Genomic DNA, 25565 nt, shown 5'->3' with positions numbered 1-25565 from the left:
GTGGATGACTCCGCTCCATTACAGGATTAGTCCTACATTCGGTGGGGCTGTATCTCGATATTGTTCGCCGCCCTTGTAAGTACAAGCCAAGTTCGTCGCGAGAAGCAATGAACTAATTCTACTGGCGACTCTAATTTCGTGGTGATCCTTTCATGTTTTCGATAACTCCTTTTGCTGTGCGCCAACTGGCTGGCGCGATCAAACTATTGTCCATTGCACCGTTGTTATGGGTCAGTCCGCACGCGCTTGCGCGGGATATGAACAATGAAAATGCAACGATTGGTGCAGGTAACTCTCCAGACAATTATCTACTTCGCAACCAGTCCAGCCTGACCGCAATCGATGCACGTACCTTCGATATCCAGGTTCGCAGTGGCTCGACCCTGAACCTTGATCGCAGTCAGGTCACGGCAAGTGGTTTCAACGATGGTGTCGGAGTCCATGGCAGTACGGCGAGTATTACCTCCAGCGCGATCGTTGCCGGTGTCGATGCTACGGGAGTGTCCGCCGGCGACAATGGCGCGGTCAGTTCAACGGTGAGCGTGGTTGATAGTGCGATCTCGGGCGGGCGCAATGGTGGCCTCGTCAACGGGCGTAGTCAGTTGAATCTGACCCGATCTTCCCTCAGCGGTACTAACGCGGACGGATTTGGCCTATTGATGTCCAGTGGCAATGTCACGGCCAACGGCAGTTCAATCAGTGGCGGCAAAAACGGGGTGCTGATGGTGTTCGACCCGCAAGTCTCGGCCCCCGGCACACTGATACTGGACAACCAGTCGAGCGTCACCGGACAAAACGGTTCGGCAGTCCTCGTCGATGGTTTCGATATCAGTACGCCCACCGCCAATATCGAAGTGCGCAACAACTCCACCCTGGCTGCCAGCAACGACACCTTGCTTGAAGTCAAGGGTGGGGGGCTGGCCAACCTGCTCGTGAGTAACAGCCAGCTGGAGGGCAATGTGGTCGTCGAGGCTGGCAGCGCCGCCACGGTGCAGCTGGAAAATTTTGCGACATTCACCGGGCACCTGGAGAATGTCGAGCGCCTGACGGTCAATAGCGATGCCACCTGGGCCATGGTGGGTGATGGTGATATCGCGACGCTGTCGATGAGCGGTGGTGCAATCAAGTTCGGTGATGTGAATGAGTTCTACACCTTGTCGGTCGGCAACCTGTCCGGCAACGGTACGTTCATCATGGGTGCCGATTTCGCCACCGGCAGTGTCGACTTCCTCGACGTGACGGGCGCTGCCAGTGGAAATCACAGCATCGCCGTCAGCAGTAGCGGTGCAGATCCTTCCGACACCAGCAATCTGCACATGGTGCGCATCGGCAGCGGCGACGCCGATTTTACGTTGCAGGGCGGTCCGGTCGACCTGGGCGCGTTCTCTTACGATCTGGTTCAGCGAGACAGCAACAACTGGTATCTGGACACCACGACACGCGTCGTCAGCCCTGGTACTCAATCGGTCATGGCACTGTTCAACGCCGCGCCGACCGTCTGGTACGGCGAACTCAGCACGTTGCGCAGCCGCATGGGCGAATTGCGGATGGACGCAGGCAAGGCGGGTGGGTGGATGCGCGGCTACGGCAACAAATTTGAGGTCGATGCCAGTGCAGGCGTCGGTTATCAACAAATTCAGCAGGGTATTTCGTTCGGTGCCGACGCACCGCTGCCGATCGGCGATGGGCAATGGCTGGTTGGCCTGCTCGGCGGTTACAGCAAGTCCGATCTGGACCTGGGGCGCGGCACCAGCGGTAAGGTCGACAGTTATTATGTCGGTGCCTACACCACCTGGCTGGATGACGAGAGCGGTTACTACGTTGACGGCGTCCTCAAGTACAACCGCTTCCAGAACTCGTCCGATGTTCAGTTGAGCGACGGCAAAAAAACCAAAGGTGATTACGACAACAGCGGCATTGGTGCCTCTGTGGAGTTCGGCCGGCATATAACCCTGGACGACGGCTATTTTATTGAGCCGTATACCCAGCTGTCGGGCGTGATAGTTCAAGGCAAGGATTACGATCTGGACAACGGTTTGGCTGCCGATGGCGATAGCACTCGCTCCTTGCTGGGCAAGGTAGGTGCCACCGCCGGACGTAATTTCAATCTGGGTGCAGGCAAGGCTGTGCAGCCGTATGTACGTGCGGCTTATGTACATGAGTTCTCCGAGAACAACGAAGTCAAGGTCAACAGCAATGTGTTCAACAACGACCTTTCTGGTTCCCGCGGTGAGCTGGGTGTCGGGGTCGCGATGACGGTGACTGACAAGGTGTCGATCCATGCCGACTTCGATTACAGCCAGGGTGACAAGATCGATCAGCCGTGGGGGGCTAACATCGGCGTGCGCTACAGCTGGTAATCGCCTGGCATCAGCCTGTGCCCCTCTGGTTTGATTGTGTGTCCGAGCGCAGTCAAGCCTTAGGGGAGGGTGACAGGTTCGTTTGCATTTTTATCCTGCCTACCTGTCAACTCTGACAGTATCAGACAGCGTCAAACTGTCGTCTAATCCCGGTTTATATAGTCCATGTGAAGTAGGCCCTGCCGGGTAGGCATTGTGTCCCTTCGCGTCTATGTAAGGGAGAGCGACAATGTCCGGATCCAGATCTGATGCAGAGGAAAAACTTGGCGCCCCCAGCGTGCCGGATGTGCTTCCAGACATAGAGGGCGGGGAAAAGAATCTTGTTCCCGTTGATCCTGGGCGTCAGCACCTGAAGGTCACTTTCCCTCTCTGGAAAAATTCCTTGCCCTCGATTGCGTTTCCGGAAAGCGTACGGATGTTTCTGGACGGTGCTGAAGTTGCATACAAAGTGTGGACCGCAGGGCCTATCGAAAGCAGTGATTTGTTCGTCGAGATTCCTCTCGACAAAGTGCTGAATGTTCACGGTGTGCGGGTTTTGCATTACGAGGCGCTGAACTGGTCCGGGGATCCAGATAATCCGGAGCCGTCGGACACCGAGATTATTACCGTCGACATTCGTGCGCCGTTGTTGGCCAGCCCAGACAGTAGGTTGAGCATGCCGAGTGCTGTTCTCCCGCCCAATCAACTCACGGCCTATTACCTTGATCGCAATGAGGATCGACTCCAGGTCACTGTCCCGGTTTTCGCGACGCCAGCGCCAGGGGATCGTATTGTCTGGTATTGGGGGCGCAGTCCCGGGGATCTGGACGAGGGTGGTTTTCTCGAGCTGGACGAGCAAAACTACACCGACCTGCTAGTGCTCAGTATTCCTGGCGAGTTGATTCGCGGGCGTGGGGATGGCTTGCGCTCTGTGAGTTACCGGGTATTGGATCGTGCGGGTAATCCAAGTGCATATTCCGACTATGTCGAACTGGATGTCGCCGCAACACCGATTCCGCGTTTATTGCCCTGGCCTTCAACTGACAAGGCAACGGGGGCGGGTGAGCAACAGGTACTGGACCCCTTGCAGGCAAGTTCCGGAGTCGTTGTCGAGATTCCGCAAGCTGCGGTTATCTACCCACCAGAGCGGGCTTGGGTGCAATGGGGGGAGCCCGGCCAGGTGGGTGCGCATCGGGTTGACCAGCCTATCAATCCAGGGCAACGGCGCTACCAGATTCCCATGCGGCCGGTGGCTGCCCATATAGGTAGAACCCTGTGGGTGCAGTACTACGTCATTGATGAGGATGCTAATGAAATACCCTCTGTACCGCGTAAACTGCGGGTTCAAACCCTGCCCATGAACCGATTGCCGACGGTTCAATGCAATGGGCTCAGGGGTGGAAACTTGAGTTACCGGACCGTTGCGCCTGAGGGCGCAATTCTCAAGATGACGACATGGCCCTTAATGACAACGGACCATTGGATCATGATTACGATGACGGGTGTCGGTTCCAATGGACAGGACTCTGTTCTTCCTGTGATCGCCAAGCGCGCGGTCACAGAACAGGAAGCCATCGGGGGGATCGGCCAGGGTAATCAGGTTCGAGTATCAAAAGCATTTCTCAATACGCTGCGGCGTAACGATTCCCTGACTGGGAAGGTTTACGTGAGTTTTGACGGCGGGCGGACATGGCCCTCTTTATTGGCCCCCAACTTCCCGATGTTATTGCTGACACTGATCGATTGAAGCGTTCGCCGGCCCTGGCTAAAGGGCCGGGTCTGGCTATCTGTATGTGAGCGTGAAATTCAGGGCGCCTTTGGCAATGCCGGGATGGACGTCGCTGCTCGGATCGGTCTGGTAGAAGCGCGCGGTAAAGTCCAGAACAGTGCCGCTGGTACTGATGGGCTTGAGTGGAACTTCCGTATTGAGTTCCACCGGCGTTGAACCATCACTTTTCAGGATCTGTATCCCGATACCCTTGGCGGTGGAATCAGGCGTCAGGCCGAAGACGCCAGGAGCCGACTCCACGAAGGGGAGCGCACTGGCGTCCTCGAAGCGGATGTTGGCCGTGGCGATATTGACATCCGAGCCATCCGCTTCGCAGTCGCTGAGGGTGATGCTGAAAGGAATTGCGGCGGTGGTGTAGCCGGTATGGGTAAAGTCCTTCTGGTCCCAGTCTCCGAGTTGTACTGGATCGGCGCTGACGGTGTTACTGCCACAATGGGCCTGGATCACGGTGCCGCTGAGTCCGGCACTGAAGGCCTTGCCGGGGATTCCCGAGAATCTGCCGCTGAACAACTCTGTCCTGTCGAATGTCTGCGGCCCGGGGGCGATCGGCCCGGTTTTTATCAGGGTGACGTGACTTTCCAGGACGGAAAAATTCATCTGTGCCGATCCCATGCCCTGCTCGTGATGCGCACTGAAGGGAACCGTGGTGTCTCCATGGTCGGGGGTGAATGCGTTGGAGGCCGAACCATCGAACGGGAAACCCAGCGAGATCCGGACGCCCACCCCCGGGATATTGGTCTGCCTGACGGTGAACCCCGGTATGCCATTGAGTATCCCATCCAGGGGAGGCGCGGTACTTTGGGCATCGAACGTCAGCCTGACATTGCCATCGTTGTCACAGAGTATGGCTAGCCCCTCACGATTGTCGGTTCTTTTGAACTGTCGTTCCCTGCCAATGACGCTTCCGACAGGCGCGTCCCGCGGAACGTAGACGCTGCCCATATCCTGGGTAAATGTCATGGGCCCGCTGCCGGTCCGCCATTCACATGTATTGGTGGCGTTTGCCATGACCCACGGCGCCTGACAACTGGCGGCCAGCCCCAGGACGGTGGTCAGGCAGCGGATGGATGGTTTCATGTGGTCTCTCCGAAATGGGCCGGGTGGGTATAGACGGCTGCGGCTCTTCTTGAGTGCTCAGGCGTGGTCGCAGTCACCGACATGTCAGCTCCTGCAAGCGGTAGCCTTGCGCTTGTTCCATGGCCTGGGGGTCGATGAGCAACTGACATTGCGGCTCGGCCTGTTCTCCCCAGTGCACATCGAGTATTTGTGGCTCTATGCCAGTTGACAGCATGACCTGGCCGGCTTGACCGACAATGCCGATTACGCCGTGTTCGGTATTGCTCAGCTGTGCACCGAAGGGGAGCGGTTGGCCCGTTGCGGTTCGGGCGGTGATAACCAGACGGGTGACGGAGCGGGCAGGGAATGTGGCCTTGACCACAGCGCCGCGTCGAGGCACGAGCTGGGTCGTGGCGTTGTCGATTTCCACCTCGGGACCCAGGTCGTCGGTTTTCAGCACCACATGATTGACCCGGTACGGTCGCAGGTAAGGCGCCAACGCATAGCCGCGTTCATTGGTCTTTACTCCAGTGGCATTCTGTATGCCGACGCCGGCAATGTTCGGAACTTCCACCAGGGCCGTGGTTTCCCCCAGATAAGGCCCCAACTCAATGCCGCCGGCATGCAGCAGTAGTGCTCCGTTGGCGTTGAGTGACAGGTTGCGGTAGTCGGTGCCTTGGGTAAGTCCTGCGCCGACGCTGCCGAAGGCCGCCTGATAACCGAGAGAAAGCGCCCCCGCTCGCTGCTTGTGGTTATCGTTGCTGACAGACGCCTGATAATTCAGCCGAGTCTCATCGATGCTGCCGCTCATGCTCGCGCGTTGACTGAAATGCTCGCCGCTCTTCTGGATATCGAAGGTCGCGTTGGCCGAGTGCCCGAAATCCAGGGGCATGGTCATGCTCAGGCCAAGTTGTCGATCATTACCACGGGTGTCGTTCAACGATTGCGACGCAAACAGGTTGTAGCCCACGCCTTTGTAGTGAGTACTGACGTTGAACTGGAATTGACGCTGCACTTCGCTGTTTTGCCAGTAGTCCTGATGAGACATTGTCAAGCTCAACGAACTGCGCGCGCCGATATTCTGGTAGACCGAAGCCTCCAGTCGGCTGCGTCGACTGCCGTGCCAGCTCGAGTCGTGGCTGCGTTGGCGGACGGCTTCATCGAAGTCGCGATAGCCTTCGGTGGAGTAGCGATAGCCGGCGAAGCGTAGATTGGTGTTAGTGGCAAACGACTTGCCGTACTTCAGTGCATAGCTCATGCCCTGCAGGCTCTGGGTGTCTCGACTATCGATGTCGGCGCTGGAGTGGGTCAGGTCCAGGGACAACGCACCGAAGGGGCCCAGATCCTTGGACGCTCCCATGTTGCCGGCGCGGTAGAAGTCACTGGCGATCAGGCCACCGTACAAGGTTGAGTTCCACGCGGTGCCGGCTGCCAGGGTGCCCTGCCAGAGCAGGGGATCCTCAAGCCCATGTGCGCCGTTGTAGCGACCCAAGGCGGCGCTGTAACGCCATACCCCCTCACGCAACAGATTACTGAGGGTGGCGAAGGATTGGCTAAATCGCCGGACCTGGCCGTCAGCCTCGGTCAGGACGATGTCCAGTTCACCGCTGCCACCGTTGGTGCTCAGGTCGTCGATCTCGTATGGGCCAGCACTGACATAAGTGGAGTAGATCGGGTAACCGTTCTGAAAAATTTCGAGTTTCGCTCGGGTTTGCGCGACGCCACGGACAATCGGTGCATAGGCCTGCAGAACATCGGGCAGCATGCCAAGGTCGGTAGCAATGAGCGCGCCCCTGATCGGCAGGCTTCTGAACACATCGCCGCTGGTGAATGTTTCACCCAGCGTCAGATTGGCCTGAGTACCCGGCAGGTCGCGCTGGGCATAGGTATAAGCACTGGTCCATTGACGATCGCCCTCTGCGTCCTGGCGCAGTGACTGGTTACTGCGCAAGCGCCAGGCGCCCAGGTTGATCCCGCTGTTGAGGTACAGGTCATCGCTGTTCTGGCGGCCGCGATAGCGGTTGCTGCCCTGCTGCGTGGACGCCTGGTAGCTGACAAAGGCGGCATTGATGCCGTGGTCCCAGCGCTCTGGGTCGACTTGACCGAGTACGTCGCGACGCATGGCGATTTGTGGAATGGAAAGGCTCAGTAGCAGCTTGCTGCTATCGAAATCGAGGATGGCCCCCGGGATCAGCGTCAACAGATCGACACAACTGGACTGCGTGAGTGCAGGCTCCGCCAGGCTGTCGAGTCGCACGCCCATCTGACTCAACAGGTCGGCGGACAGGCAAGGCAGCAGTCGATCATCTTCGGGGCTGAGCACGAACTCGATTTCACGCTGGCCGAAATACACCTGATTGACCTGGATATCGACCTGATAGCGTCCGGGTCCCACGTCGTTACCCTGGGTCAGCGCACTGAGGGCCAACACCCCCGCGTCGCTGGCATGGTCTGTGCTCTGGCGCATGAAACTGGATTGAAATTCCACGGTGGGCGCCGCCATAACGAGCCGGGTTTCAACCAGGGCGGCACCGCTTACGCCGGTCACGAACAAATGGGCAAGGCGGAGTCGAAAAGGCGCCCATGGGCGCCCGGGCAATAGAGTCATGGGTATATTCCTGGCCGTGAACGCAGTCGGCACTGTTTCAAGGGGCCGTCTGAATCGGCAGGGTCAACGCCAGGGTGTAGCCGCCGTAGTCGTTGATGGCCGAGAACTCCACCTGCAATCCTGCTTGCGGCTTGATGCCGTCCAGTGCATAGGTCTGACTGGACAAGGGAGCGAGCATTTCGGCGTTATGCAGGGCAAGCTGCTGGCCATTGCCCTTCACTTCGATGCGGGCGAAGGACACATGGAAAGGTGTTGGGTTGTTCACCCGCAATTGCGGTTTACCGTTGGCCAGTTCGATCGACCACTGCAGTTGCTTCAGGCTTGTGACGGGGTTGTCCTTGAGTTGGGCGGGCCGATAAAACAGTTTGATGCGAGTGCGCAACGCGATGTTCAGGACATTGCCTTCGTTGGCATTGGCCTGGGGGATTTCCTGGACATTGAAGTAAAACAACGACTCTCGATCCGTGGGCAGCGTATTGGGCAGTCCATTGATCTGGATGTGCTGCTCCTTGCCTGGATTGAGGCGGAACAAGGGGGGGGACGGGATGAATGGCACTGCGGTGGTCGTATCATCGGCGGCCGTGTTGACCCAGGTTTGTACCGCGAAAGTCCGGTCGCTGGGGTTGGCGACGATCAGTGAAGCACTGCGCTTGTCGCTGTCGAATACCACGCGGGTACCATTGAGCGTCAAGGCTGCCTGGCTGGCTGGCAGGTAGGATGTCAGCATGAGCGCAGTCATGCAGGCAGCAAGGGTCGGGCGGGAAGTGGCCGCCTGCTTGATCAAGCCGAACATAGGTCTTTACCTTTTGCCCAGGAGAAAATGCAGACCTGGACTGTCGTGAGCAGCCCCTTGTTCACGATCGTGAGCAAGGGGCCGAGAGCGGGTATCAGTTGATGGCGACAATGAACTGGACATCGGCCGAAGCCGCGCCAGCAGTGACAGCGGTGGCTGTCGACCGGTAGTAGGCGTTGAACTCCAGGTCGGTCGTTGTGCCGACGTTCAGGTCATAGTCGGCCGAGGCGGCCCCTGGTGCGATCGAGGCACCGAGTTTGTCCCTGAGGGAAATGACCACGTTTTTCGCGCCGTCCAGTCCCGGCGTTACCGCAAAATAGGAGCCGGTTGGGTCGGCGGTACCGTTAAAGGTGGTATTGGCCACGCTGCCAGCTGTGATGTTGCAGCCTGGATCGCCGCTGACGCGAAGCGCAAAACGTTTACCGCCATGCTCCTGGCCCGCGGCGGTAAAGCGACTGGAATCGACACTGCCCATTTTCACCAGGTCGCCGACCTGGCCATCTTCCGGGTTGACGATTTGAATCGGGCAGGTACTGCTGGTGATCTTGCCCTCGAACTTGATGGTACCGGTGTTGGCGAATACCGAAGTGCCGATCAAACCGGCAGTCAGGCCTAACGAAAGTGCGAGTAGAGACTTTTTCAATGTGTAAATCCTTTTAGGTCAAATGGCGCCCGGCGTTGAAGGGTCGAGACAATGCCGTGGCATCGCTGTTTGAGAAGTGAGGTGTGAGGAACACCGGGTGTCTCGATGGGGGGCGATTCTAGAAAGCGCGGAGGAGGGTGGATATGAGAGAACTCTCAGTCTGGGGCTGCTTGTGTAAGTGATTGCGAATGGTGTTGACCCATGGCTGAAGTCGATTGAGGGCTGACAAAGAAGTTTGTACCCGTTCTAGGGACGCTCCGAATAAGTCCTCAAATGTGCTGATATACGACCGCACTGCCTGACCCGAGCAATGCATGAGCCAGATGAGCTTCCGACTTTGTCCCTGCGCCAGGGCACCATCGCCGATGCCACGATCATTCATGCTCCCAGCTCAACCAAGAACGAGGAAGGCAAGCGTGATCCTGAGATGCATCAGACCCAAAAAGGTACGGGAAACGCAAAACGGCGTGTATCTGTTGGGCAATGGTTATCGCGCGTACAGCCCGGGTTTGATGCGGTTTCATTGCCCGGATAGTTGGAGTCCGTTTGGGGCGGGGGGGCTTAATGCCTATGTGTTTTGTGGGGGGAATCCAATGGGCAATGTGGATCTGGATGGGCATAAATGGTATTCAGCTCTATGGCAGCGTATTTCAGCGCCTTTTCGGAGAAGCCCAACTAGTGGTGTCGCACAAAAAAATACTATGGATAAAAGCACCAAAATAGGAGGGTCTGCTGGTCCGGCACAGAGTTCGGGAGAAAAGAATGTATCCAAGAGGGTGGATGATTTAACGGAGAAAGGGTACCAGGCCAATATTGATTTTATGGATCAAAGGACAAGAAAGAATCCGAAGCCGCAAAAAATCCAGCAAGCAGCAGATAAACGAAAAAAATTGGTGCAAGAGAGAAAAAAGATTGAGAGGGAAGTCACTTTGGGGGTCAAGAAAAAACACACCGAGGCTGTATATGATGCAAATAAAACAGCTTTTAAGCCCTCTGGCGATGCAGTACCGAACCAAAGAAAAATAGATGTTGATCCTAGAAGTCTTTTGGAACCGAATCTTCATAATAAAATGGTGGTTTTACGACGCGATGTCTTGTTCTAACGCAATTGCGCTGCCTTGGGTCCGAAGTGGAGTGGGCAGGGAGTAGCCCACTAGCCCTTCAGCCCACTCACCCGCGCAAACTCCACTAACCCACCGTCATGCACAAGTCCCAACTTGTCCATGGCGGTGCGTTTTTGTCGGCTGATGGTTTTTTCGCTGCGGTTCAGATGTGCGGCGATCTGCCGGCCGGACAGGCCTTGAACAAACAAGCGCACCACTTCCAGTTCCCGTTCGGACAGGCTCACCAGCGGTGCTTCGGTACTGTCGGTTGGCAAGGCCTGGGCCTCGAGGATCCTGGCGAATGTCGGGCAGAGATGGCGACGCCCCCTGGCCACGCTCTGTACCGCGTGCCTGAGTTCACTCAACGGGCTACGTTTATCGAACAGTGCGCAGGCGCCCTGGTTGAGCAACGCCTGCAACAGGGACGGATTGCGCAGCATGGTCATGACGACCAAGCGCACATGGCCGAAGTGGCGTCTCACATAACCCATCAACGCCAGGCCATCGGGGAAGTCCCCGTAGGGCATCGCATAGTCGCTGATCAGGATGTCACAGGGGATGCGTTGCAGGCGGTCAATCAGCTCATCGGCGCTGTTGGCCTGGGCGACAACCGCGAACCCCTGGCTGGGGGGCTGGCACAGGGCCATTTCAGCGCCCATTAGCACCACGGGATGGTCGTCGGCGAGAATGATGCGTGCTGTGTTCAGCGTTCGGTGTACAGCTGTTTCAGGCATCTCGCCGCAGTGTTTCGGGGCAGTTGGGGACAACGATTGCGCAGGGTTCATGCGGTGTCTCGACAGGGGCCAACGGCGCGCCGTACACCGCAGTCAGCCAGGTTCAAGACAGTTGAATCAAACCTTGCTCCAGTGCCTTGAACACGGCGGTCCAGCGTGAACTCACGCCGAATTTCCGGCGGATATTGCCAAAGTGATAATTCACCCCGGATTCGCTGCAATTGACGATCTGGCCGATTTCCCAGGACGACTTGCCTCTGGCACTCCATAGCAGCACTTCTTTTTCTCGGTTGGTCAGCGTGATACCCAACGGCTGTCCGGTTGCTTGCCGCTCAAGCCCGGGCTGGAGGTTGCGAGCGCGAATGGCGATTGGGGCTGAATGGTTCATGACAGGCACTCCCATTTATCAATCAATGAGGTGGGCGAAGGATCCTTCCTGAATCTGGGCGTGGTTCCTGCGTCCTGCTGACAGACGCCGCTCAGGGCGCTGTAGGTTCGGCTCAGTTATAACGCGGATCCAACGCCTTGAAACCTGTAAGAACTAACAGGTGCTGCACCTTAATGCAGGGGAGTGAGAAATTTCTGTCTGTTGTTTCTCAAAATTGTGTAGGTGGATTCTCTGGTTTGGTCCGATTCTAGGCCCTCGCGAGCCCTTGTACGGGGCAGACCCTTGCGGATCTGCCGTTCATCACATTTTCAACGCTTGGAGCGATCGGTCGAAGCGCGCCCGATCTCAGACCCTTTCCAGCCTCTGGCGCCATACCACCTCGTTCACCAGATTTGCTGGCCGCTCACCCGCCAGCGCCGCCAGCAAGTTGTCCACCGCGCATCGCGCCATCGCTTCACGCGTTTCATGGGTGGCCGAGCCGATATGTGGGGTCGCCACCACATTGTCCAAATGCAGCAACGGTGAATCGTGCTGCAGCGGTTCACGCTCGAATACATCCAGACCGGCGGCGCGAATCTGCCGCTGCTGCAGGGCTGCGATCATGGCGTTTTCGTCGACCACCTTGCCCCGGGAAATATTGATGAAAATACTCTCGGGGCGCATCAGGGCAAACTCTTCGGCACCGATCAGGCCTTGGGTCTGGGCGGTCAGGGGCAGGGTCAGGCAGATGAAGTCGGCTTGCTGCAACAGCTGAGGCAGGCTGCGGTACTGGGCATTGAAGCGTTTCTCCACTGCCGGTTTCGGGTTGTTGCTGTGATAAATGACCGGCATGCCAAAGCCGAAATGCCCACGCTGCGCCAGCGCCTCGCCGATCCGCCCCATGCCGATGATGCCCAGGGTCTTGCCGTGCACGTCGCTGCCAAAATGCAGCGGCCCGATGTTGTGGTTCCATTGTCCGCCGCGGACCAGATTGGCGAGCTCCACCACCCGCCGCGCCGTGGCCAGGATCAGCGCGAAACCGGTATCGGCGGTGGTTTCGGTCAACACGTCCGGGGTGTTGCTGAGCAGGATATTGCGGCCGCTCAGGTAGTCGATGTCGTAGTTGTCGACTCCCACCGAGACACTGGAGACGGCTTCCAGTCGGGGTGCCAGGTCCAGCAGTTCGGCGTCCAGGCGCAGGCTGGCGCCCAGCAGGCCGTGGGCACTCGGCAGGGCTGCGCGCAGGCGCTGCAGGCCGTCGCTGTCGAGCGTGTCGATCAGGGTCACCTGTGCCCGTTCCTGCAAGCGGGTCATCAGCGCGGGCGACAGTTTTTTGTAGAGCACGATGTGCTTGTTCATGGGTTTACCTTCCATTCAATTCAGGAGTGGGTCGCCAGCAGTGGTTGGTTCGCGGTCTGCTTGGAGGGTGCGCGGTCGCTGGCGCCGGGCTTGAGGCAGAGGGTCAACAGCACCGACAGCAGCAACGCACCGCTCATCAACAGGTACGAAGCGCCGGGCGAGCCAGTGGAGCTGTTCAGGTAGCCGACCAGATAAGAGCCGCCGAACGAACCCAGCGCGCCCATGCTGTTGATCAGCGCCATGGCGCCGCCAGCGACGTTGGCCGGGAGGATTTCCGGGACGATGGCGAAAAAGGGTCCGTAGGGCGCGTACATGCACGCGCCGGCAATCACCAGCAAGGTGTAGGACCACCAGAAGTGTTCGGCGCCAAGGGCATAGGAGCCGTAGAACGCCACCGAGGCAATCAGCAGCGGTGGCCAGACGAAACGTTTGCGCTTTTGCAGTTTGTCCGAGCCCCAGGACACCAGCAGCATGCCGATAACGGCCGCCAGATACGGCAGGGCAGACAACCAGCCGGCCTCGATCATGTCCATCTGCGCGCCGGCCTTGAGGATCGACGGCAACCACAATACGAAGCCGTAGACCCCAATGCTCCAGCAAAAGAACTGCAGGGCGAGGATGATGACTTTTGGCGAACGGAAGGCTTCGGCGTAGTTCTTCACCGCCTTGATGCCCACCTGTTCGGCGGCCAGGGCGCTTTCCAGGTCGTGTTTCTCCTGGTCGTTGAGCCACTTGGCCTGGGACGGACGATCATCGGCCAGGCGCCACCAGATAAACGCCCAGAGCACCGCCGGCAGGCCTTCGATGATGAACATCCAGCGCCAGCTGTAGTGCTGCACCAGGTAACCGGAGACCACCGACATCCAGAGCATGGTCACCGGGTTGCCGAGGATCAGGAAGGTGTTGGCGCGCGAGCGTTCGGCGCGGGTGAACCAGTGGCACAGGTACACCAGCATCGCCGGCATCACGGCGGCCTCGACCACCCCGAGTATGAAGCGGATGACGATCAGCCAGTAGGCGTTGGAGACGACCCCGGTCAAGGTCGCCAGGCTGCCCCAGAGGATCAGGCTGACGAAAATCAGCTTTTTCACGCTGTTTTTCTGCGCGTAGATCGCGCCGGGGATCTGGAAGAAAAAGTAACCGAGGAAGAACAGTGCGCCGAGCAACGACGACAACCCCGGGGTGATCATCAGATCGGCGGCCATTCCGGAGGCGGCGGCGAAGCCATAGTTGGCGCGGTCCAGATACGCCAGGCTATAGGTGATGAACACGATGGGCATGATGTACCACCAGCGGCGGGTGGCGAGTTTGGGCGTTTGCATGGCAGTGCTCCTGAGCTTGTTGTTTTTGTCGCAGCAGGTATCGGAATCTTCAGTGATCGGGTTGGCCTCATCGCGAGCAAGCGGAGCGCCGCCCGGCTCGCTCCCACAGGGGAATTACATTGGAATACGATCCAGTGTGGGAGCGAGCCTGCTCGCGATGGCGGCCTCAAATTCAGCAGACATCTCAAGCCGGGTCGGTAAACCCTCCATGTCGCCACGGCTCTGCACCGCGCGGCTACCAATCCAGTTGGCGCGTCGTACCGCGTCGTTGACGCTGTGGCATTCGAGCAATGCGCTGATCAGGCCGACGGCAAAACCATCGCCGGCGCCGACGGTATCGACCACCTGCGCCACAGGCACGGCGGCGACAAAGCCCTGGTCCAGCGCCGTGCGGTAGTAGGCACCGTGGGCACCGAGCTTGATCGCCACGACCTGGGCGCCTTGATCCAGGTAGAACGCGGCAATGTCCGCCGGGTCGTCGAAACCAGTCAGCAGGCGGCCTTCGCCCAAGCCCGGCAACACCCAATGGGCGAGGGCGGCGAGGCGGTTGATCTCGGTGATCATCTGCTGCTCGCTGGTCCACAGCGCCGGGCGCAGGTTGGGGTCGAACGACACGGTGCGGCCGGCGGCGCGCATTTGCGTCATCAGTTGCAAAGACAGCTCGCGAGCCGTGTCCGACAGCGCAGGCGGAATGCCGGTGGCATGCAGGTGCCGGGCTTGCAGCAACTGCGGCTGGATCGCCTGGGTCGACAGATGGCTGGCGGCCGAACCCCGACGGAAGTACTCCACCTGGGGATCGGCGCCGGCTTCCTCGCGGGACTTGAATTGAAAGCCGGTTGGGTGCAACGGATCGACGTCGACATGGGAGCAGTCCAGGCCTTCACGTTGCAAAGCGTCGAGGACAAAGCGCCCCAGGGAGTCAGCGCCGACCCGGCTCAGCCAGGCCACCTTGAAGCCCAATCGCGACAGACCGATGGCGACATTGCTGTCGGCCCCGGCAATGCGTTTGTGAAAGTTCGCGACCTGCGCCAGATCACCGGTTTGCTCGGCGACCAGCATGGCCATGGTTTCGCCAAACGACAGGATATCGACTTCAGACATGGGCGTGCTCCAGGCGTGGTTGACCCAGGCGGGCGAGGACGGCCACGTGCTCGGTGGTCAGTTGCTGCAGGTCATCGGCCTGCAATGGGTACTCCGCGGCACGCGAGATACCCGGTGCCATGTGCCGTAGCATCTGTTCCCACTGCTGCAGGTCGTCGGCGGCCGGCGGGATCGCCACCAGCTTGCTGTCGGCGCGGCGGGTCACCGCCTTGCAATGCACGTAGGCGACATGCCGGCCCAGCAGGCGCGCAGCGGTGGTGGCGCTCTGGTCCTGCCATGACCAGTTGCCGATATCGAAGGTCATCCGCACCGGCAACGCATGTTGCTCCACCTGCGCGAAAAAGCGCTGGAACGGCTCGATGCGTCCGCCGTGCAGGGTCTGGTCGTTTTCCACCAGCAACTGCACCGAATGCTCGGCCAGGCACGCGGCCAGGCTGTGCAGGTCGTTGTTGTCGGTGAAGTAACCCAGCGACACCTTGAGCCACCGGGCACCGAAGCTCGCGGCGCGCTTGAGGGTCGCCGCCAGCAATGGGTTGGGCTGCGAGCGACCGGCCACCCACAATTCCAGCAGCGAGGAAAACACCGCCTCAAGCCCCTGTTGTTCGATGGCGTGGGCCAGTTCCCGCGGGTCCTCGCTGGTCAGCAATTCTTCGCGCCACTCGATTCGCTGGGCCCCGGCCTTGGCCAGGATCTCGACGAATGCCAGTTGGCCAACCTGGCGAACCAGGTCGGCGCCGTAGCTGGACAAGCTGATGGAAACAGGTGATTTTCTCATTGTTATTGACCTCTGAAACCGGTTTCATTTTTGTTCATAAAAATCTGCACACATCTGTAGCAACTGCGCAGGCTGCGTTTGGTTGCCTAGCAAGTGCCTGTGCGGATTAGCCGTTAGTGCTGGAGGATCGTGGGTGCGTCGACCCGCGCACAATCAATTGCGCCGGGTAATCCAGGGTTCGCACGGGCCCATCGTCGCCGCGCAAGCGCTTGAGCAGGCAGTCGAACGCACTGGCGCCAATGGCTTCGGTCGGCTGGGCGAGGGCGGTGATGCCGCTGCCCACCAGCGGGTACCAGTCCAGATCATCGAGGGCGATCAGGCCGACGTCGGCGAACAAGTCGCATCTAAGTTCACGCAGCGCACGGGTTGCCGCCAGGGCGGCAATGCCGTTGGCACAGAACAGGGCTTTAGGCACATCGGGGGCGTCAGAGAGGAAGGCCTGGATACGTGCAGTCAGCTCGCTGCCGGTCTCCACCACCGCCCCCGACAAGGCCGGGCGTTGGGCGATTTGCGCGGTGAAGCTGCTGACCCGCTCGATCCGCGAACTGGTGCCGTCATAGGGCTCGCTGACCAGCAGCACCTGGCGATAACCCTGCTCCTGCAGATGGCTCAGGGCGGTGTGGACGGCAGCGGGGTTGTCCAGGCCGACCAGGTCGCTGTGCAGGTGCTCGACCTTGCGATCCACCAGTACCATGGGCATTTCCCGGTGCAGCTCACGCAGTTGTTCGGGATGATGGCCGAGGGTATTCACGATCAGGCCTTCGATGTTGTACGAGCGCAACGCTGCCAGGTGCTGGCTTTCCTGCTCGTCATCGCGGTCGGTGTTGCACACCACCAGGCTGTAGCCGTGCTGGCGGCAGGCGGTCTCCACGCCATGCATCACGGCAATCGAATAGGGGTTGCGGATATCGGCCACCAGCATGCCGATCAGGCGGGTGCGCCCGCGTTTCAGACCACGGGCCATCTGATTCGGGCGATAACCCAGCTCGTCGATCGCCTGTGCGATGCGCAAGGCGATGGCATCTGACAGCAGAGCGCGGTCCTCGCCGATAAAACGCGACACGCTGGCTTTGGACACCCCGGCACGTTCGGCGACATCGAGCATGGTCACGCGGCTGCGTTGGGCGGCGGAAAAACTGTTCACGGCGACGACCTTATTTTTGGAATTATCGGCAGCAGCGTAGGTTAACTATCGCTGAAACCGGTTTCAGAAGATACCAAAAGCCCTTGGGCCGTCAAGCTCGAAAATGCCCGTATCGAAAAAAGTTGATCAAGCGCGTGCGCCATCGTCCGGATCACGACGTGGGCACAAAGGCAACTGGCAGATCTGTCAGGTGCGCGACAGGTTGGTTTCGCCTGACACTGTGTGACACAAGGTTAACGTGCGCAGGAGCTTCAATCATGATTTGCAGTCCCGGTGGAATTCGAGGAGAAAGAACCAGCGCGACAACCGCGCTCCTGACGTGGGATGAGCCCTACACCCGGTGCGTCTATTGCCCGTATAACGCCTCGGGTTATGAGGTCATGGCCGAGGGGATTGCCACCATTACCGTGAGCCGACCACCGTGTGTCATCAACGGATTGAACCCTAATCAGGAGTACTTTTTTTATCTCTATGCCAAGGCGACGGGCAACATCCGCTCCAACCCGAGTCGGGCTCGCATAGGGCGGTATGTGCCGGATCGGATGCCACCGAGCAAGCCAACGGGCTTACGCACTGACAGTGTGGTTGGCAATAGAGTCAACCTGGCGTGGGTGGCGTCGGTCGACAATGGTGGGGTGGTTGGGTATCAGATTTTCTGCGACGGGAAACTTGTCGGCAATACAGATAGTATTCGTTATTCGGTCGCCGATCTGAATGATGCGACGACTTATATTTTCATGGTGCGGGCGCAGGATCCCGATGGAAACCATGCCGATTCCGACCCCTTGATGGTATCAATTCCGGATGTGGGGGGGCCTACGATTCCGGCTAACTTCAGGGGCTACGTCACTCATGACACCATCAGCCTCGCATGGTTTCCCGCTTATGGCGAAGTTCGTATCGAGGGTTATGAAATTTTTGTAGATACGGTGTACCGGGTTACAACCGCCAATACCTACCGAAACATTGAAGGGTTAAGTCCCGGCACGACTTACAGTTTTTCGGTGCGTGCAGTGAACACTCTGGGCAAGCGTTCGGGCTCGACCACCATACAGGCGACGACGACTGCTGTGCGTTAGCTACCGACCAACCCCGCCGCAATATTGATCGAAAAGCCCAGTATTGCGGTGTTGAACACAAAGCCGATCAGTGATTGTGCCAGCACGATCTTGCGAATGTCCCGGGTGGCCACGCCGACATCGGCGGTTTGTACTGCGACGCCGATGGTGAAGGAGAAGTACAGGAAGTCCCAGTAGTCGGGGTGCTTCAGGCCCTCGGCGAAGCGCAGCGCCGGTTCCTTGCCATCCCAGGTGTAGAACAGTCGCGCGTAGTGCACGCTGAAAATCATCCCGATCAGTAGCCAGGAACCGATCACCGTCACCCCGGTAAAACCGTAGCGCACAAGCTTTTGCGAGGTGCCGAGATCGCCGGTGCCTGCCAGCTCGACAGTGATCGCGACCAGGCTGGCGATGGCGGCAATGCTGACGATGAACAGCACCAGCCCGGCGTTTTCATCCTCGACCTCAGCGATACGCTTGACCTGATCGGCGCGCGAACGGACGGTGAGCCACAGCATCAGGGCCAGGTAGGTCCAGACGCCGGCATTCCAGCCAATGAGGATTTTGCTGACGAGTGAGTCGGCGGGCGCCAGAATACCTGCCGCGACGCCAATCAGGGTGGCAGCGGTGAGGCGTGGGTGAGTGCGGACGAGGTGGGGCATGGGGGCTCACTGCAATGGGACTTCAAAGAACCATAGCGCAGCGCAGTCTAGTGTGGCCACATCGGTGAGCCTGATGAGGTCCGGTGTGGGAGCTGGCCGACCAGCTCCCACCAGTGACGTTGGTCAGATGTCCTTGTGACGCTTGCGTACCAGCTTCATCACCACCACAAAAAACACCGGCACAAACACCACGGCCAGGGTCGCGGTGATCATCCCGCCGATGACCCCGGTGCCAATGGCTTGCTGGCTCGCCGAGCTGGCGCCGGTGGCGATCGCCAACGGCACCACGCCGAGGATGAACGCCAGCGAGGTCATGATGATCGGCCGCAGGCGCAGGCGCGCGGCTTGCAGGGTGGCGTCGAGCAGGTCGTGGCCGTCGTCGTACAGGCTCTTGGCGAACTCGATGATCAGGATCGCGTTCTTCGCCGACAGGCCGATGATGGTGATCAAGCCGACCTTGAAGAACACGTCGTTGGGCATGCCGCGCAAGGTCACCGCCAGTACCGCACCGAGTACTCCCAGCGGCACCACCAGCAATACCGAGGTCGGGATCGACCAGCTTTCGTACAGCGCCGCCAGGCACAGGAACACGATCAGCAACGACAAACCGAGCAGGATAGGAGCCTGGCTGCCCGACAAGCGTTCTTGCAATGACAGCCCCGTCCATTCCTGGCCCAACCCCGCTGGCCCCTGGGCCACCAGGCGCTCGATTTCCGCCATGGCTTGTCCGGTGCTGTAGCCAGGGGCCGGCTCACCGGAAATGCTCACGGCCGGGTAGCCGTTGTAGCGGGTCAACTGGGTCGGCCCCTGGGTCCATTCGGCCCGGGTGAAGGCCGACAGCGGGACCATATTCGCGTTGCTGTTGCGCACATGGATCTTCAGCAGGTCTTCGACCTGGCTGCGTTGATCACCCTCGGCCTGCACCACCACCCGCTGCATCCGTCCCTGGTTGGGGAAGTCGTTGATGTAGCTGGAGCCGACCGCGGTGGACAATACGCTGCCGATGTCGGCAAACGACACGCCCAAGGCATTGGCCTGCTTGCGGTCGACGATCAATTGCACTTGCGGCGCTTCAGCCAGGGCGCTTTCGCGCACATTGGCCAGGATCGGACTTTTTTCAGCGGCGTCCAGCAAGGCTGTACGCGCTTGCATCAACGCGCTGTGCCCCAGGCCGCCACGGTCTTGCAGGCGGAACTCAAACCCGCTGGAAGTGCCCAGACCATCCACTGGCGGCGGCAGCACCGAGTAGGCGACCGCGTCCTTGATCTGGCTGAAGGCGATATTGGCGCGCTCGGCAATCGAGGCCGCCGAGTCATCGCTGCCGCGCTGCGACCAATCCTTGAGGGTAGTGAAGGCCAGCGCCGCATTCTGCCCACTGCCGGAGAAGCTGAAGCCGAGGATCACCGTACTGTCGCCAATTCCCGCTTCGCTGGCGTTGTGCGCCTCGATCTGTTGCGCCACCTGCACCGTGCGGTTCTTGCTGGCGCCCGGCGGCAGTTGAATGTCGGTGATGGTGTAGCCCTGGTCTTCGGTGGGCAGGAACGAGGAGGGCAGGCGACTGAACAGCACGCCGAGCGCCACCAGCAACACGCCGTAGATCAGCAGGTAGCGGCCGCTGCGTTTCAGCGCATAGGCCACCCACCCTTGGTAGCGATCCGTGAACTGCTCGAAGCGTCGGTTGAACCAGCCGAAGAATCCGCTGCTGGCATGCAGCTCGCCCTTGGCCACCGGCTTGAGCAGGGTCGCGCAGAGCGCCGGGGTCAGGGTCAGCGCGAGGAACGCCGAGAACAGGATCGAGGTGGCCATCGACAGCGAGAACTGCTGGTAGATCACCCCCACCGAACCCTGCATGAACGCCATCGGGATAAACACCGCCACCAGCACCAGGGTGATGCCGATGATCGCCCCGGTGATCTGGGTCATGGCCTTGCGGGTCGCTTCCTTGGGCGACAGGCCTTCTTCGGCCATGATCCGCTCGACGTTCTCCACCACCACGATGGCGTCGTCCACCAGGATGCCGATGGCCAGCACCATGCCGAACATGGTCAGCACGTTGATCGAAAAGCCCAGCGCCAGCATGGTCGCGAAGGTGCCCATCAGCGCCACCGGCACCACCAGGGTCGGGATCAGCGTGTAGCGGATGTTCTGCAGGAACAGGTACATCACCGCGAACACCAGCAGCATTGCCTCGCCCAGGGTGTAGACCACCTTGGTAATCGAGACTTTGACGAAGGGCGAGGTGTCGTAGGGGATCTTGTATTCGACGCCAGCCGGGAAGTAGCGGGCCAGTTCGTCCATCTTCTCGCGCACCAGGGTGGCGGTGTTCAGCGCGTTGGCGCCAGGTGCCAGCTGCACGGCGACCGCGGTGGACGGCTTGCCGTTGAGGCGGGTGCCGAACTGGTATTCCTGGCTGCCGATCTCGACCCGCGCCACATCGCCGATGCGCACGATGGAGCCGTCGGGGTTGGCCTTGAGCACGATGTCGGCGAACTCTTCGGGCGTCGACAGTTGCCCCTTGACCAGCACGGTGGCGGTGATTTCCTGGCTGTTGTGGGTCGGCAAATCACCGATGCTGCCAGCGGAAACCTGGGCGTTCTGCGCGACGATCGCGGCGTTGACGTCGGCCGGGGTCAGGTTGAAGCCAATCAGTTTCTGCGGGTCGATCCAGATCCGCATCGCCCGTTCAGCGCCGTACAACGAAGCCTTGCCGACCCCATCCAGGCGCTTGATCTCGTTCATCACGTTGCGCGCCAGGTAATCGCTGAGCGCCACTTCATCGAGCTTGCCGTCGCTGGAAGTCAAGGTGATCATCAGCAGGAAGCCGGAAGACACTTTCTCCACCGACAAGCCCTGCTGGATCACTGCTTGCGGCAGGCGCGACTCCACCACTTTGAGGCGGTTCTGCACATCGACCTGGGCCAGCTCCGGGTTGGTGCCCGGCTTGAAGGTGGCCGTGATGGTGGCCGAAGCGAGGCTGCTCTGGGATTCGAAATACAGCAGATGGTCGGCGCCGTTGAGCTCTTCCTCGATCAGGCTGACCACACTTTCATCGACGGTTTGCGCCGAGGCACCCGGGTACGCCGCGTAGATTTCGATCTGTGGCGGCGCCACATCCGGGTACTGGGCCACCGGCAGTTGCGGGATGGCCAGGGCGCCGGCCAACAGGATGAACAGTGCAACCACCCAGGCGAACACCGGGCGGTCAATAAAGAAATGCGGCATAAAATCTGCGTCCTGCCTACTGCCCGGTGACCAGGGCGTGCTCAAGAGGGGTGGCGTCGATGGCTACCTTGTCGCCGGGACGGGCGTGCTGCAGGCCTTCGATGACAATGCGGTCGCCGGGCTTGAGGCCGGCGCTGACGGTCCAGCGATCCTGTTGCACCTGGCCCAGTTGCACGGCTTGCTGGCTGACCCGGTCCTCGCTGTCGAGCAGCAACACCTGGGCAATGCCGGCGCTGTCGCGCTGGATCGCCCGCTGCGGCACGCTGATGCCTTGCTGGTTGACCGCTTGCTCCAGGCGCACGCGAATGAAACTGCCAGGGAGCAGGTCGAGGTCGGGGTTGGGGAACTCGCTGCGCACAATGATCTGGCCGGTGCCGGGGTCGACGCTGATTTCCGAGAACAACAGCTTGCCCGGCAACGGATAGTGGCTGCCGTCGTCCTGGATCAGCGTGGCCTTGGCCTGGTCCTGGCCAACCTGCTGCATCTGCCCGGCACGGAAGGCGCGGCGCAGCTCGTTGAGCTCGCGGGTCGACTGGGTCAGGTCGGCGTGGATCGGGTCCAGTTGCTGGATCAGCGCCAGGGGCGTGCTTTCGTTCTGTCCGACCAGTGCGCCTTCGGTGACCAGCGCGCGGCCGATGCGCCCGGAAATCGGCGCGGTGACCGTGGCGTAACCCAGGTTCAGCCGGGCACGGGCCACGGCGGCCTGGTTGGCGGCGACGTCGGCATTGGCCTGCAGCGTGGCTGCACGCGCATTGTCGTAATCCTGGGCGCTGACGGCCTGGTCCTTGATCAACTGGGCGTAGCGTTTCTCCTGCAGGCGCGCCTGGAACGCATTCGCCTGCGCCTTGCGCAACGCCGCGTCGGCGCTGTCGAGGTCGGCCTTGAACGGCGCCGGGTCGATGTGAAACAGCACCTGGCCCTGTTTCACGTCGCTGCCTTCGCGAAAGGCGCGCTGCAGCACTACCCCGGCGACCCGGGCGCGCACTTCGGCGATGCGTGGCGCGGTGATCCGCCCGCTCAGCTCGCTGCTGATCGACAGGGGACGGGCTTCGATGGTTTCGATGCGCACGCTGGCCAGCGGCGCGGCCTCCTCGACGCTGGAAGACTTGTCACAGGCGCTCAGCATCAATGCCAGTGCTATCAGGCTGAGCGGTGCAAGCAGGTTCTTGGACATGTAAATACCCCAATAATGACCCAGGCATGCTACGGGCAGCCGGCCAGGGTAGCGGTGAAGCTTTGTAGTGGCTGTGTGAAATTGTGTGAAGGTTTTGCTCCTGCATGCATGAGGGCGTATATCCTTGGTTTCTTTTGTGTCTGTTCAGCCGCTTTCGCGGGCAAGCCCGCTCCCACATGATCTGTGGTGCGCAATCCCCTGTGGGAACGGGCTCGCCCGCGATGGACCCGTCCAGACGCCATCGCTATTTCTGGAAACACCCATGCCCAACATCCTCCTGGTCGAAGACGACTCTGCGCTCTCCGAGCTGATTGCCAGCTACCTCGAACGTAATGGCTATCAGGTCAATGTGATCAGCCGTGGCGATCAGGTGCGTGAACGGGCGCGGGTCAACCCGCCGGACCTGGTGATTCTCGACCTGATGCTCCCCGGGCTCGATGGCCTGCAGGTGTGCCGGCTGTTGCGCGCCGATTCGGCGAGCCTGCCGATCCTGATGCTGACCGCCCGTGATGACAGCCACGACCAGGTGCTGGGCCTGGAAATGGGCGCCGACGACTACGTCACCAAACCCTGCGAGCCCCGGGTGTTGCTAGCGCGGGTGCGCACCTTGCTGCGCCGCAGCAGCCTCAACGAACCGCAAAGCGCCAGCGACCGGATCCTCATGGGCAACCTGTGCATCGACCTGTCGGAGCGCACCGTGACCTGGCGCGAGCAGCCGGTGGAGCTGTCCAGCGGCGAGTACAACCTGCTGGTGGTCCTGGCCCGGCATGCCGGGGAAGTGCTGAGCCGTGACCAGATCCTGCAGCGCCTGCGCGGCATCGAGTTCAATGGCACCGACCGCTCGGTGGACGTGGCGATTTCCAAGCTGCGGCGCAAGTTCGACGACCACGCCGGCGAAGCGCGCAAGATCAAGACGGTGTGGGGCAAGGGCTATCTGTTCAGCCGTTCCGAGTGGGAATGCTGACGCCATGCTGCGCATCCTGGTCCGCCTGTACCTGATCACCATCGTCACCTTCAGTGCGGCGATCTACCTGGTGCCAGACCTGGTGGTCAAGGTCTTTCACGAGCGCTTTTCCAGCTATAACCTGGACCACTCCCGGGGCGTGCAGAACCTGCTGGTCAAGCAGTTCCAGGGAGTGCCGAGCGCTCAGTGGCCGGCGCTCGCCGCTGAGTTGGATCAACAGTTCAGTCCGTTGCAAATCGTCGTGGTTCCGATCAGCGACGCGGGCTTCACCGCCCATGAACGCGAGCGTTTGCAGCGCGGTGAAATGGCCGTGCGCACCGGTGACTGGGGCTGGCGCACGTTGGCCGCGGCACCATTGAATGAGTCGCAGGCGGTCAAGCTGGTGGTGCCGCCGGATCCGCTGGACGTCAGTTTGCTGTACTGGGGCATCAATGTGCTGATCGGTGCGGCGCTGCTCGCCTGCCTGCTGATCTGGTTGCGTCCGCACTGGCGCGATCTGGAGCGCCTGCGCAACACCGCCGAACGTTTCGGCAAAGGCCACTTGAGCGAGCGCACGCAGATCGCTGCCAGCTCCAACATCGGCAGCCTGGCCCACGTCTTCGACACCATGGCCAGCGACATCGAGAACTTGCTGAACCAGCAGCGCGACCTACTCAACGCGGTATCCCATGAGCTGCGCACGCCCTTGACTCGCCTGGATTTCGGCCTGGCCCTGGCGCTGTCCGATGACCTGCCGGCCGCCAGCCGTGAGCGCCTGCAAGGCCTGGTGGCGCACATTCGTGAGCTGGACGAGTTGGTCCTCGAGTTGCTGTCCTACAGCCGCCTGCAAAACCCGGCACGTTTGCCGGAGCAGGTCGAGGTGGCACTGGACGAGTTCATCGACAGCATCCTGGGCAGCGTCGATGAAGAGCTGGAGTCGCCGGAAATCGTGATCGACGTGCTGCTGCACGGCCATCTCGAACGCTTCAGCCTCGACCCGCGCCTGACCGCCCGGGCTATCCAGAATTTGCTGCGCAACGCCATGCGCTATTGCGAGAAGCGCATCCAGATTGGTGTGCAAGTGCGGCCCGAAGGCTGCGAGATCTGGGTCGACGATGACGGCATCGGTATCCCCGACGACGAGCGCGAGCGGATTTTCGAACCGTTCTACCGCCTCGACCGCAGCCGCGACCGCGCCACGGGCGGCTTCGGCCTGGGCCTGGCCATCAGCCGCCGGGCCCTGGAAGCCCAGGGCGGCACCCTCACCGTCGAGGCGTCGCCGCTGGGCGGGGCGCGATTCAGGCTGTGGCTGCCCACCCCAGCCTGATTGCGAAGCGGCTACTTAGCCCAATGGCCAACTCGCGCCCCAGGTG

Annotated in this window: 20 protein-coding genes and 1 pseudogene; 7 read left to right on the top strand and 14 right to left on the bottom strand. The window is 60.4% G+C overall.

The window, feature by feature from the left end; all coding sequences use genetic code 11:
• Window positions 1-152: 152 nt before the first annotated feature.
• Window positions 153-2360, top strand: a complete 2208-nt coding sequence (locus CKW24_RS12800; protein WP_095168428.1) for an autotransporter outer membrane beta-barrel domain-containing protein — start codon at window positions 153-155, stop codon at window positions 2358-2360.
• A gap of 229 nt (window positions 2361-2589) precedes the next feature.
• Entirely contained in the window at window positions 2590-4086 is a 1497-nt protein-coding gene (locus tag CKW24_RS12795) for a hypothetical protein (protein WP_095168427.1), read from the top strand.
• Window positions 4087-4122: 36 nt separating this feature from the next.
• On the opposite strand, the gene CKW24_RS12790 is transcribed toward CKW24_RS12795, so the two are convergent.
• The 4 genes from CKW24_RS12790 to CKW24_RS12775 form a co-directional block, all read right to left on the bottom strand.
• Window positions 4123-5205 (bottom strand): fimbrial protein, encoded by a 1083-nt coding sequence (locus CKW24_RS12790; RefSeq protein WP_095168425.1) that lies wholly within the window; start codon window positions 5203-5205, stop codon window positions 4123-4125.
• Window positions 5206-5278: 73 nt separating this feature from the next.
• Entirely contained in the window at window positions 5279-7792 is a 2514-nt protein-coding gene (locus CKW24_RS12785; RefSeq protein ID WP_095168423.1) for a fimbria/pilus outer membrane usher protein, read from the bottom strand.
• Between the two features lie 37 nt (window positions 7793-7829).
• Window positions 7830-8585: a molecular chaperone gene (locus tag CKW24_RS12780; RefSeq protein ID WP_095168422.1), complete on the bottom strand. Its 756-nt coding sequence runs from the start codon at window positions 8583-8585 to the stop codon at window positions 7830-7832.
• Window positions 8586-8679: 94 nt separating this feature from the next.
• A complete protein-coding gene (locus CKW24_RS12775; RefSeq protein ID WP_095168420.1) occupies window positions 8680-9228 on the bottom strand; it encodes a fimbrial protein in 549 nt (182 codons plus the stop codon).
• 337 nt (window positions 9229-9565) lie between these two features.
• On the opposite strand from CKW24_RS12775, the pseudogene CKW24_RS27850 reads away from it, so the two are divergent.
• A pseudogene (locus tag CKW24_RS27850) lies at window positions 9566-9676 on the top strand (IS5/IS1182 family transposase); the annotation flags it as partial.
• A gap of 64 nt (window positions 9677-9740) precedes the next feature.
• Window positions 9741-10331, top strand: a complete 591-nt coding sequence (locus tag CKW24_RS12770) for a hypothetical protein (RefSeq protein WP_371917588.1) — start codon at window positions 9741-9743, stop codon at window positions 10329-10331.
• A gap of 50 nt (window positions 10332-10381) precedes the next feature.
• Here CKW24_RS12770 and CKW24_RS12765 read toward each other — a convergent pair whose 3' ends face one another.
• The 7 genes from CKW24_RS12765 to CKW24_RS12735 form a co-directional block, all read right to left on the bottom strand.
• Window positions 10382-11116 (bottom strand): response regulator transcription factor, encoded by a 735-nt coding sequence (locus tag CKW24_RS12765; RefSeq protein WP_095168417.1) that lies wholly within the window; start codon window positions 11114-11116, stop codon window positions 10382-10384.
• 52 nt (window positions 11117-11168) lie between these two features.
• Window positions 11169-11453 carry a response regulator transcription factor gene (locus CKW24_RS12760; RefSeq protein ID WP_095168415.1) on the bottom strand — a complete coding sequence of 95 codons (285 nt, stop codon included), beginning with the start codon at window positions 11451-11453 and terminating at the stop codon, window positions 11169-11171.
• 345 nt (window positions 11454-11798) lie between these two features.
• The gene (locus CKW24_RS12755) at window positions 11799-12791 is read right to left on the bottom strand and encodes a D-glycerate dehydrogenase (RefSeq protein WP_095168413.1); all 993 of its coding nucleotides are present in this window, start codon (window positions 12789-12791) and stop codon (window positions 11799-11801) included.
• A gap of 20 nt (window positions 12792-12811) precedes the next feature.
• Window positions 12812-14113, bottom strand: coding sequence for an MFS transporter (locus tag CKW24_RS12750; protein WP_095168411.1), 1302 nt, complete (start codon window positions 14111-14113; stop codon window positions 12812-12814).
• Between the two features lie 114 nt (window positions 14114-14227).
• A complete protein-coding gene (locus CKW24_RS12745; protein ID WP_095168409.1) occupies window positions 14228-15214 on the bottom strand; it encodes a sugar kinase in 987 nt (328 codons plus the stop codon).
• Entirely contained in the window at window positions 15207-15989 is a 783-nt protein-coding gene (locus CKW24_RS12740) for a sugar phosphate isomerase/epimerase (RefSeq protein WP_095168408.1), read from the bottom strand. The genes CKW24_RS12745 and CKW24_RS12740 overlap by 8 nt, the downstream gene beginning before the upstream one ends.
• Before the next feature lie 106 nt (window positions 15990-16095).
• On the bottom strand, window positions 16096-17133 hold the full coding sequence (locus CKW24_RS12735) for a LacI family DNA-binding transcriptional regulator (RefSeq protein ID WP_095168406.1): 1038 nt from the start codon (window positions 17131-17133) through the stop codon (window positions 16096-16098).
• Between the two features lie 257 nt (window positions 17134-17390).
• Here CKW24_RS12735 and CKW24_RS12730 point away from each other — a divergent pair, with 257 nt between their 5' ends.
• On the top strand, window positions 17391-18212 hold the full coding sequence (locus CKW24_RS12730; RefSeq protein WP_095168405.1) for a fibronectin type III domain-containing protein: 822 nt from the start codon (window positions 17391-17393) through the stop codon (window positions 18210-18212).
• Here the strand turns inward: CKW24_RS12730 and CKW24_RS12725 are convergent.
• From CKW24_RS12725 to CKW24_RS12715, 3 genes are all read right to left on the bottom strand, one after another.
• On the bottom strand, window positions 18209-18853 hold the full coding sequence (locus tag CKW24_RS12725) for a DUF1345 domain-containing protein (RefSeq protein WP_095168403.1): 645 nt from the start codon (window positions 18851-18853) through the stop codon (window positions 18209-18211). The genes CKW24_RS12730 and CKW24_RS12725 overlap by 4 nt on opposite strands.
• A 123-nt stretch (window positions 18854-18976) precedes the next feature.
• A complete protein-coding gene (locus tag CKW24_RS12720) occupies window positions 18977-22075 on the bottom strand; it encodes an efflux RND transporter permease subunit (protein WP_095168401.1) in 3099 nt (1032 codons plus the stop codon).
• A 16-nt stretch (window positions 22076-22091) separates the two neighbouring features.
• On the bottom strand, window positions 22092-23249 hold the full coding sequence (locus CKW24_RS12715; RefSeq protein ID WP_095168399.1) for an efflux RND transporter periplasmic adaptor subunit: 1158 nt from the start codon (window positions 23247-23249) through the stop codon (window positions 22092-22094).
• A 262-nt stretch (window positions 23250-23511) separates the two neighbouring features.
• Between CKW24_RS12715 and CKW24_RS12710 the strand changes: the two genes are divergently transcribed.
• On the top strand, window positions 23512-24213 hold the full coding sequence (locus CKW24_RS12710; RefSeq protein WP_095168397.1) for a response regulator transcription factor: 702 nt from the start codon (window positions 23512-23514) through the stop codon (window positions 24211-24213).
• Window positions 24214-24217: 4 nt separating this feature from the next.
• On the top strand, window positions 24218-25519 hold the full coding sequence (locus tag CKW24_RS12705; protein WP_095168395.1) for an ATP-binding protein: 1302 nt from the start codon (window positions 24218-24220) through the stop codon (window positions 25517-25519).
• The last annotated feature ends 46 nt before the right edge of the window (window positions 25520-25565 follow it).

Source organism: Pseudomonas sp. Irchel 3H3 (assembly GCF_900187635.1).
Lineage (GTDB): Bacteria > Pseudomonadota > Gammaproteobacteria > Pseudomonadales > Pseudomonadaceae > Aquipseudomonas.
This window is presented reverse-complemented; position numbering and strand designations above follow the sequence as displayed.

Coding starts and splice junctions, on each gene's coding strand:
- CKW24_RS12760 (WP_095168415.1), bottom strand. CDS start 11,453: ATGAACCATTCAGCCCCAATCGCCATTCGCGCTCGCAACCTCCAGCCC.
- CKW24_RS12705 (WP_095168395.1), top strand. CDS start 24,218: ATGCTGCGCATCCTGGTCCGCCTGTACCTGATCACCATCGTCACCTTC.
- CKW24_RS12740 (WP_095168408.1), bottom strand. CDS start 15,989: ATGAGAAAATCACCTGTTTCCATCAGCTTGTCCAGCTACGGCGCCGAC.
- CKW24_RS12755 (WP_095168413.1), bottom strand. CDS start 12,791: ATGAACAAGCACATCGTGCTCTACAAAAAACTGTCGCCCGCGCTGATG.
- CKW24_RS12715 (WP_095168399.1), bottom strand. CDS start 23,249: ATGTCCAAGAACCTGCTTGCACCGCTCAGCCTGATAGCACTGGCATTG.
- CKW24_RS12785 (WP_095168423.1), bottom strand. CDS start 7,792: ATGACTCTATTGCCCGGGCGCCCATGGGCGCCTTTTCGACTCCGCCTT.
- CKW24_RS12795 (WP_095168427.1), top strand. CDS start 2,590: ATGTCCGGATCCAGATCTGATGCAGAGGAAAAACTTGGCGCCCCCAGC.
- CKW24_RS12770 (WP_371917588.1), top strand. CDS start 9,741: ATGCGGTTTCATTGCCCGGATAGTTGGAGTCCGTTTGGGGCGGGGGGG.
- CKW24_RS12800 (WP_095168428.1), top strand. CDS start 153: ATGTTTTCGATAACTCCTTTTGCTGTGCGCCAACTGGCTGGCGCGATC.
- CKW24_RS12730 (WP_095168405.1), top strand. CDS start 17,391: ATGATTTGCAGTCCCGGTGGAATTCGAGGAGAAAGAACCAGCGCGACA.
- CKW24_RS12720 (WP_095168401.1), bottom strand. CDS start 22,075: ATGCCGCATTTCTTTATTGACCGCCCGGTGTTCGCCTGGGTGGTTGCA.
- CKW24_RS12745 (WP_095168409.1), bottom strand. CDS start 15,214: ATGTCTGAAGTCGATATCCTGTCGTTTGGCGAAACCATGGCCATGCTG.
- CKW24_RS12790 (WP_095168425.1), bottom strand. CDS start 5,205: ATGAAACCATCCATCCGCTGCCTGACCACCGTCCTGGGGCTGGCCGCC.
- CKW24_RS12780 (WP_095168422.1), bottom strand. CDS start 8,585: ATGTTCGGCTTGATCAAGCAGGCGGCCACTTCCCGCCCGACCCTTGCT.
- CKW24_RS12725 (WP_095168403.1), bottom strand. CDS start 18,853: ATGCCCCACCTCGTCCGCACTCACCCACGCCTCACCGCTGCCACCCTG.
- CKW24_RS12750 (WP_095168411.1), bottom strand. CDS start 14,113: ATGCAAACGCCCAAACTCGCCACCCGCCGCTGGTGGTACATCATGCCC.
- CKW24_RS12765 (WP_095168417.1), bottom strand. CDS start 11,116: ATGAACCCTGCGCAATCGTTGTCCCCAACTGCCCCGAAACACTGCGGC.
- CKW24_RS12710 (WP_095168397.1), top strand. CDS start 23,512: ATGCCCAACATCCTCCTGGTCGAAGACGACTCTGCGCTCTCCGAGCTG.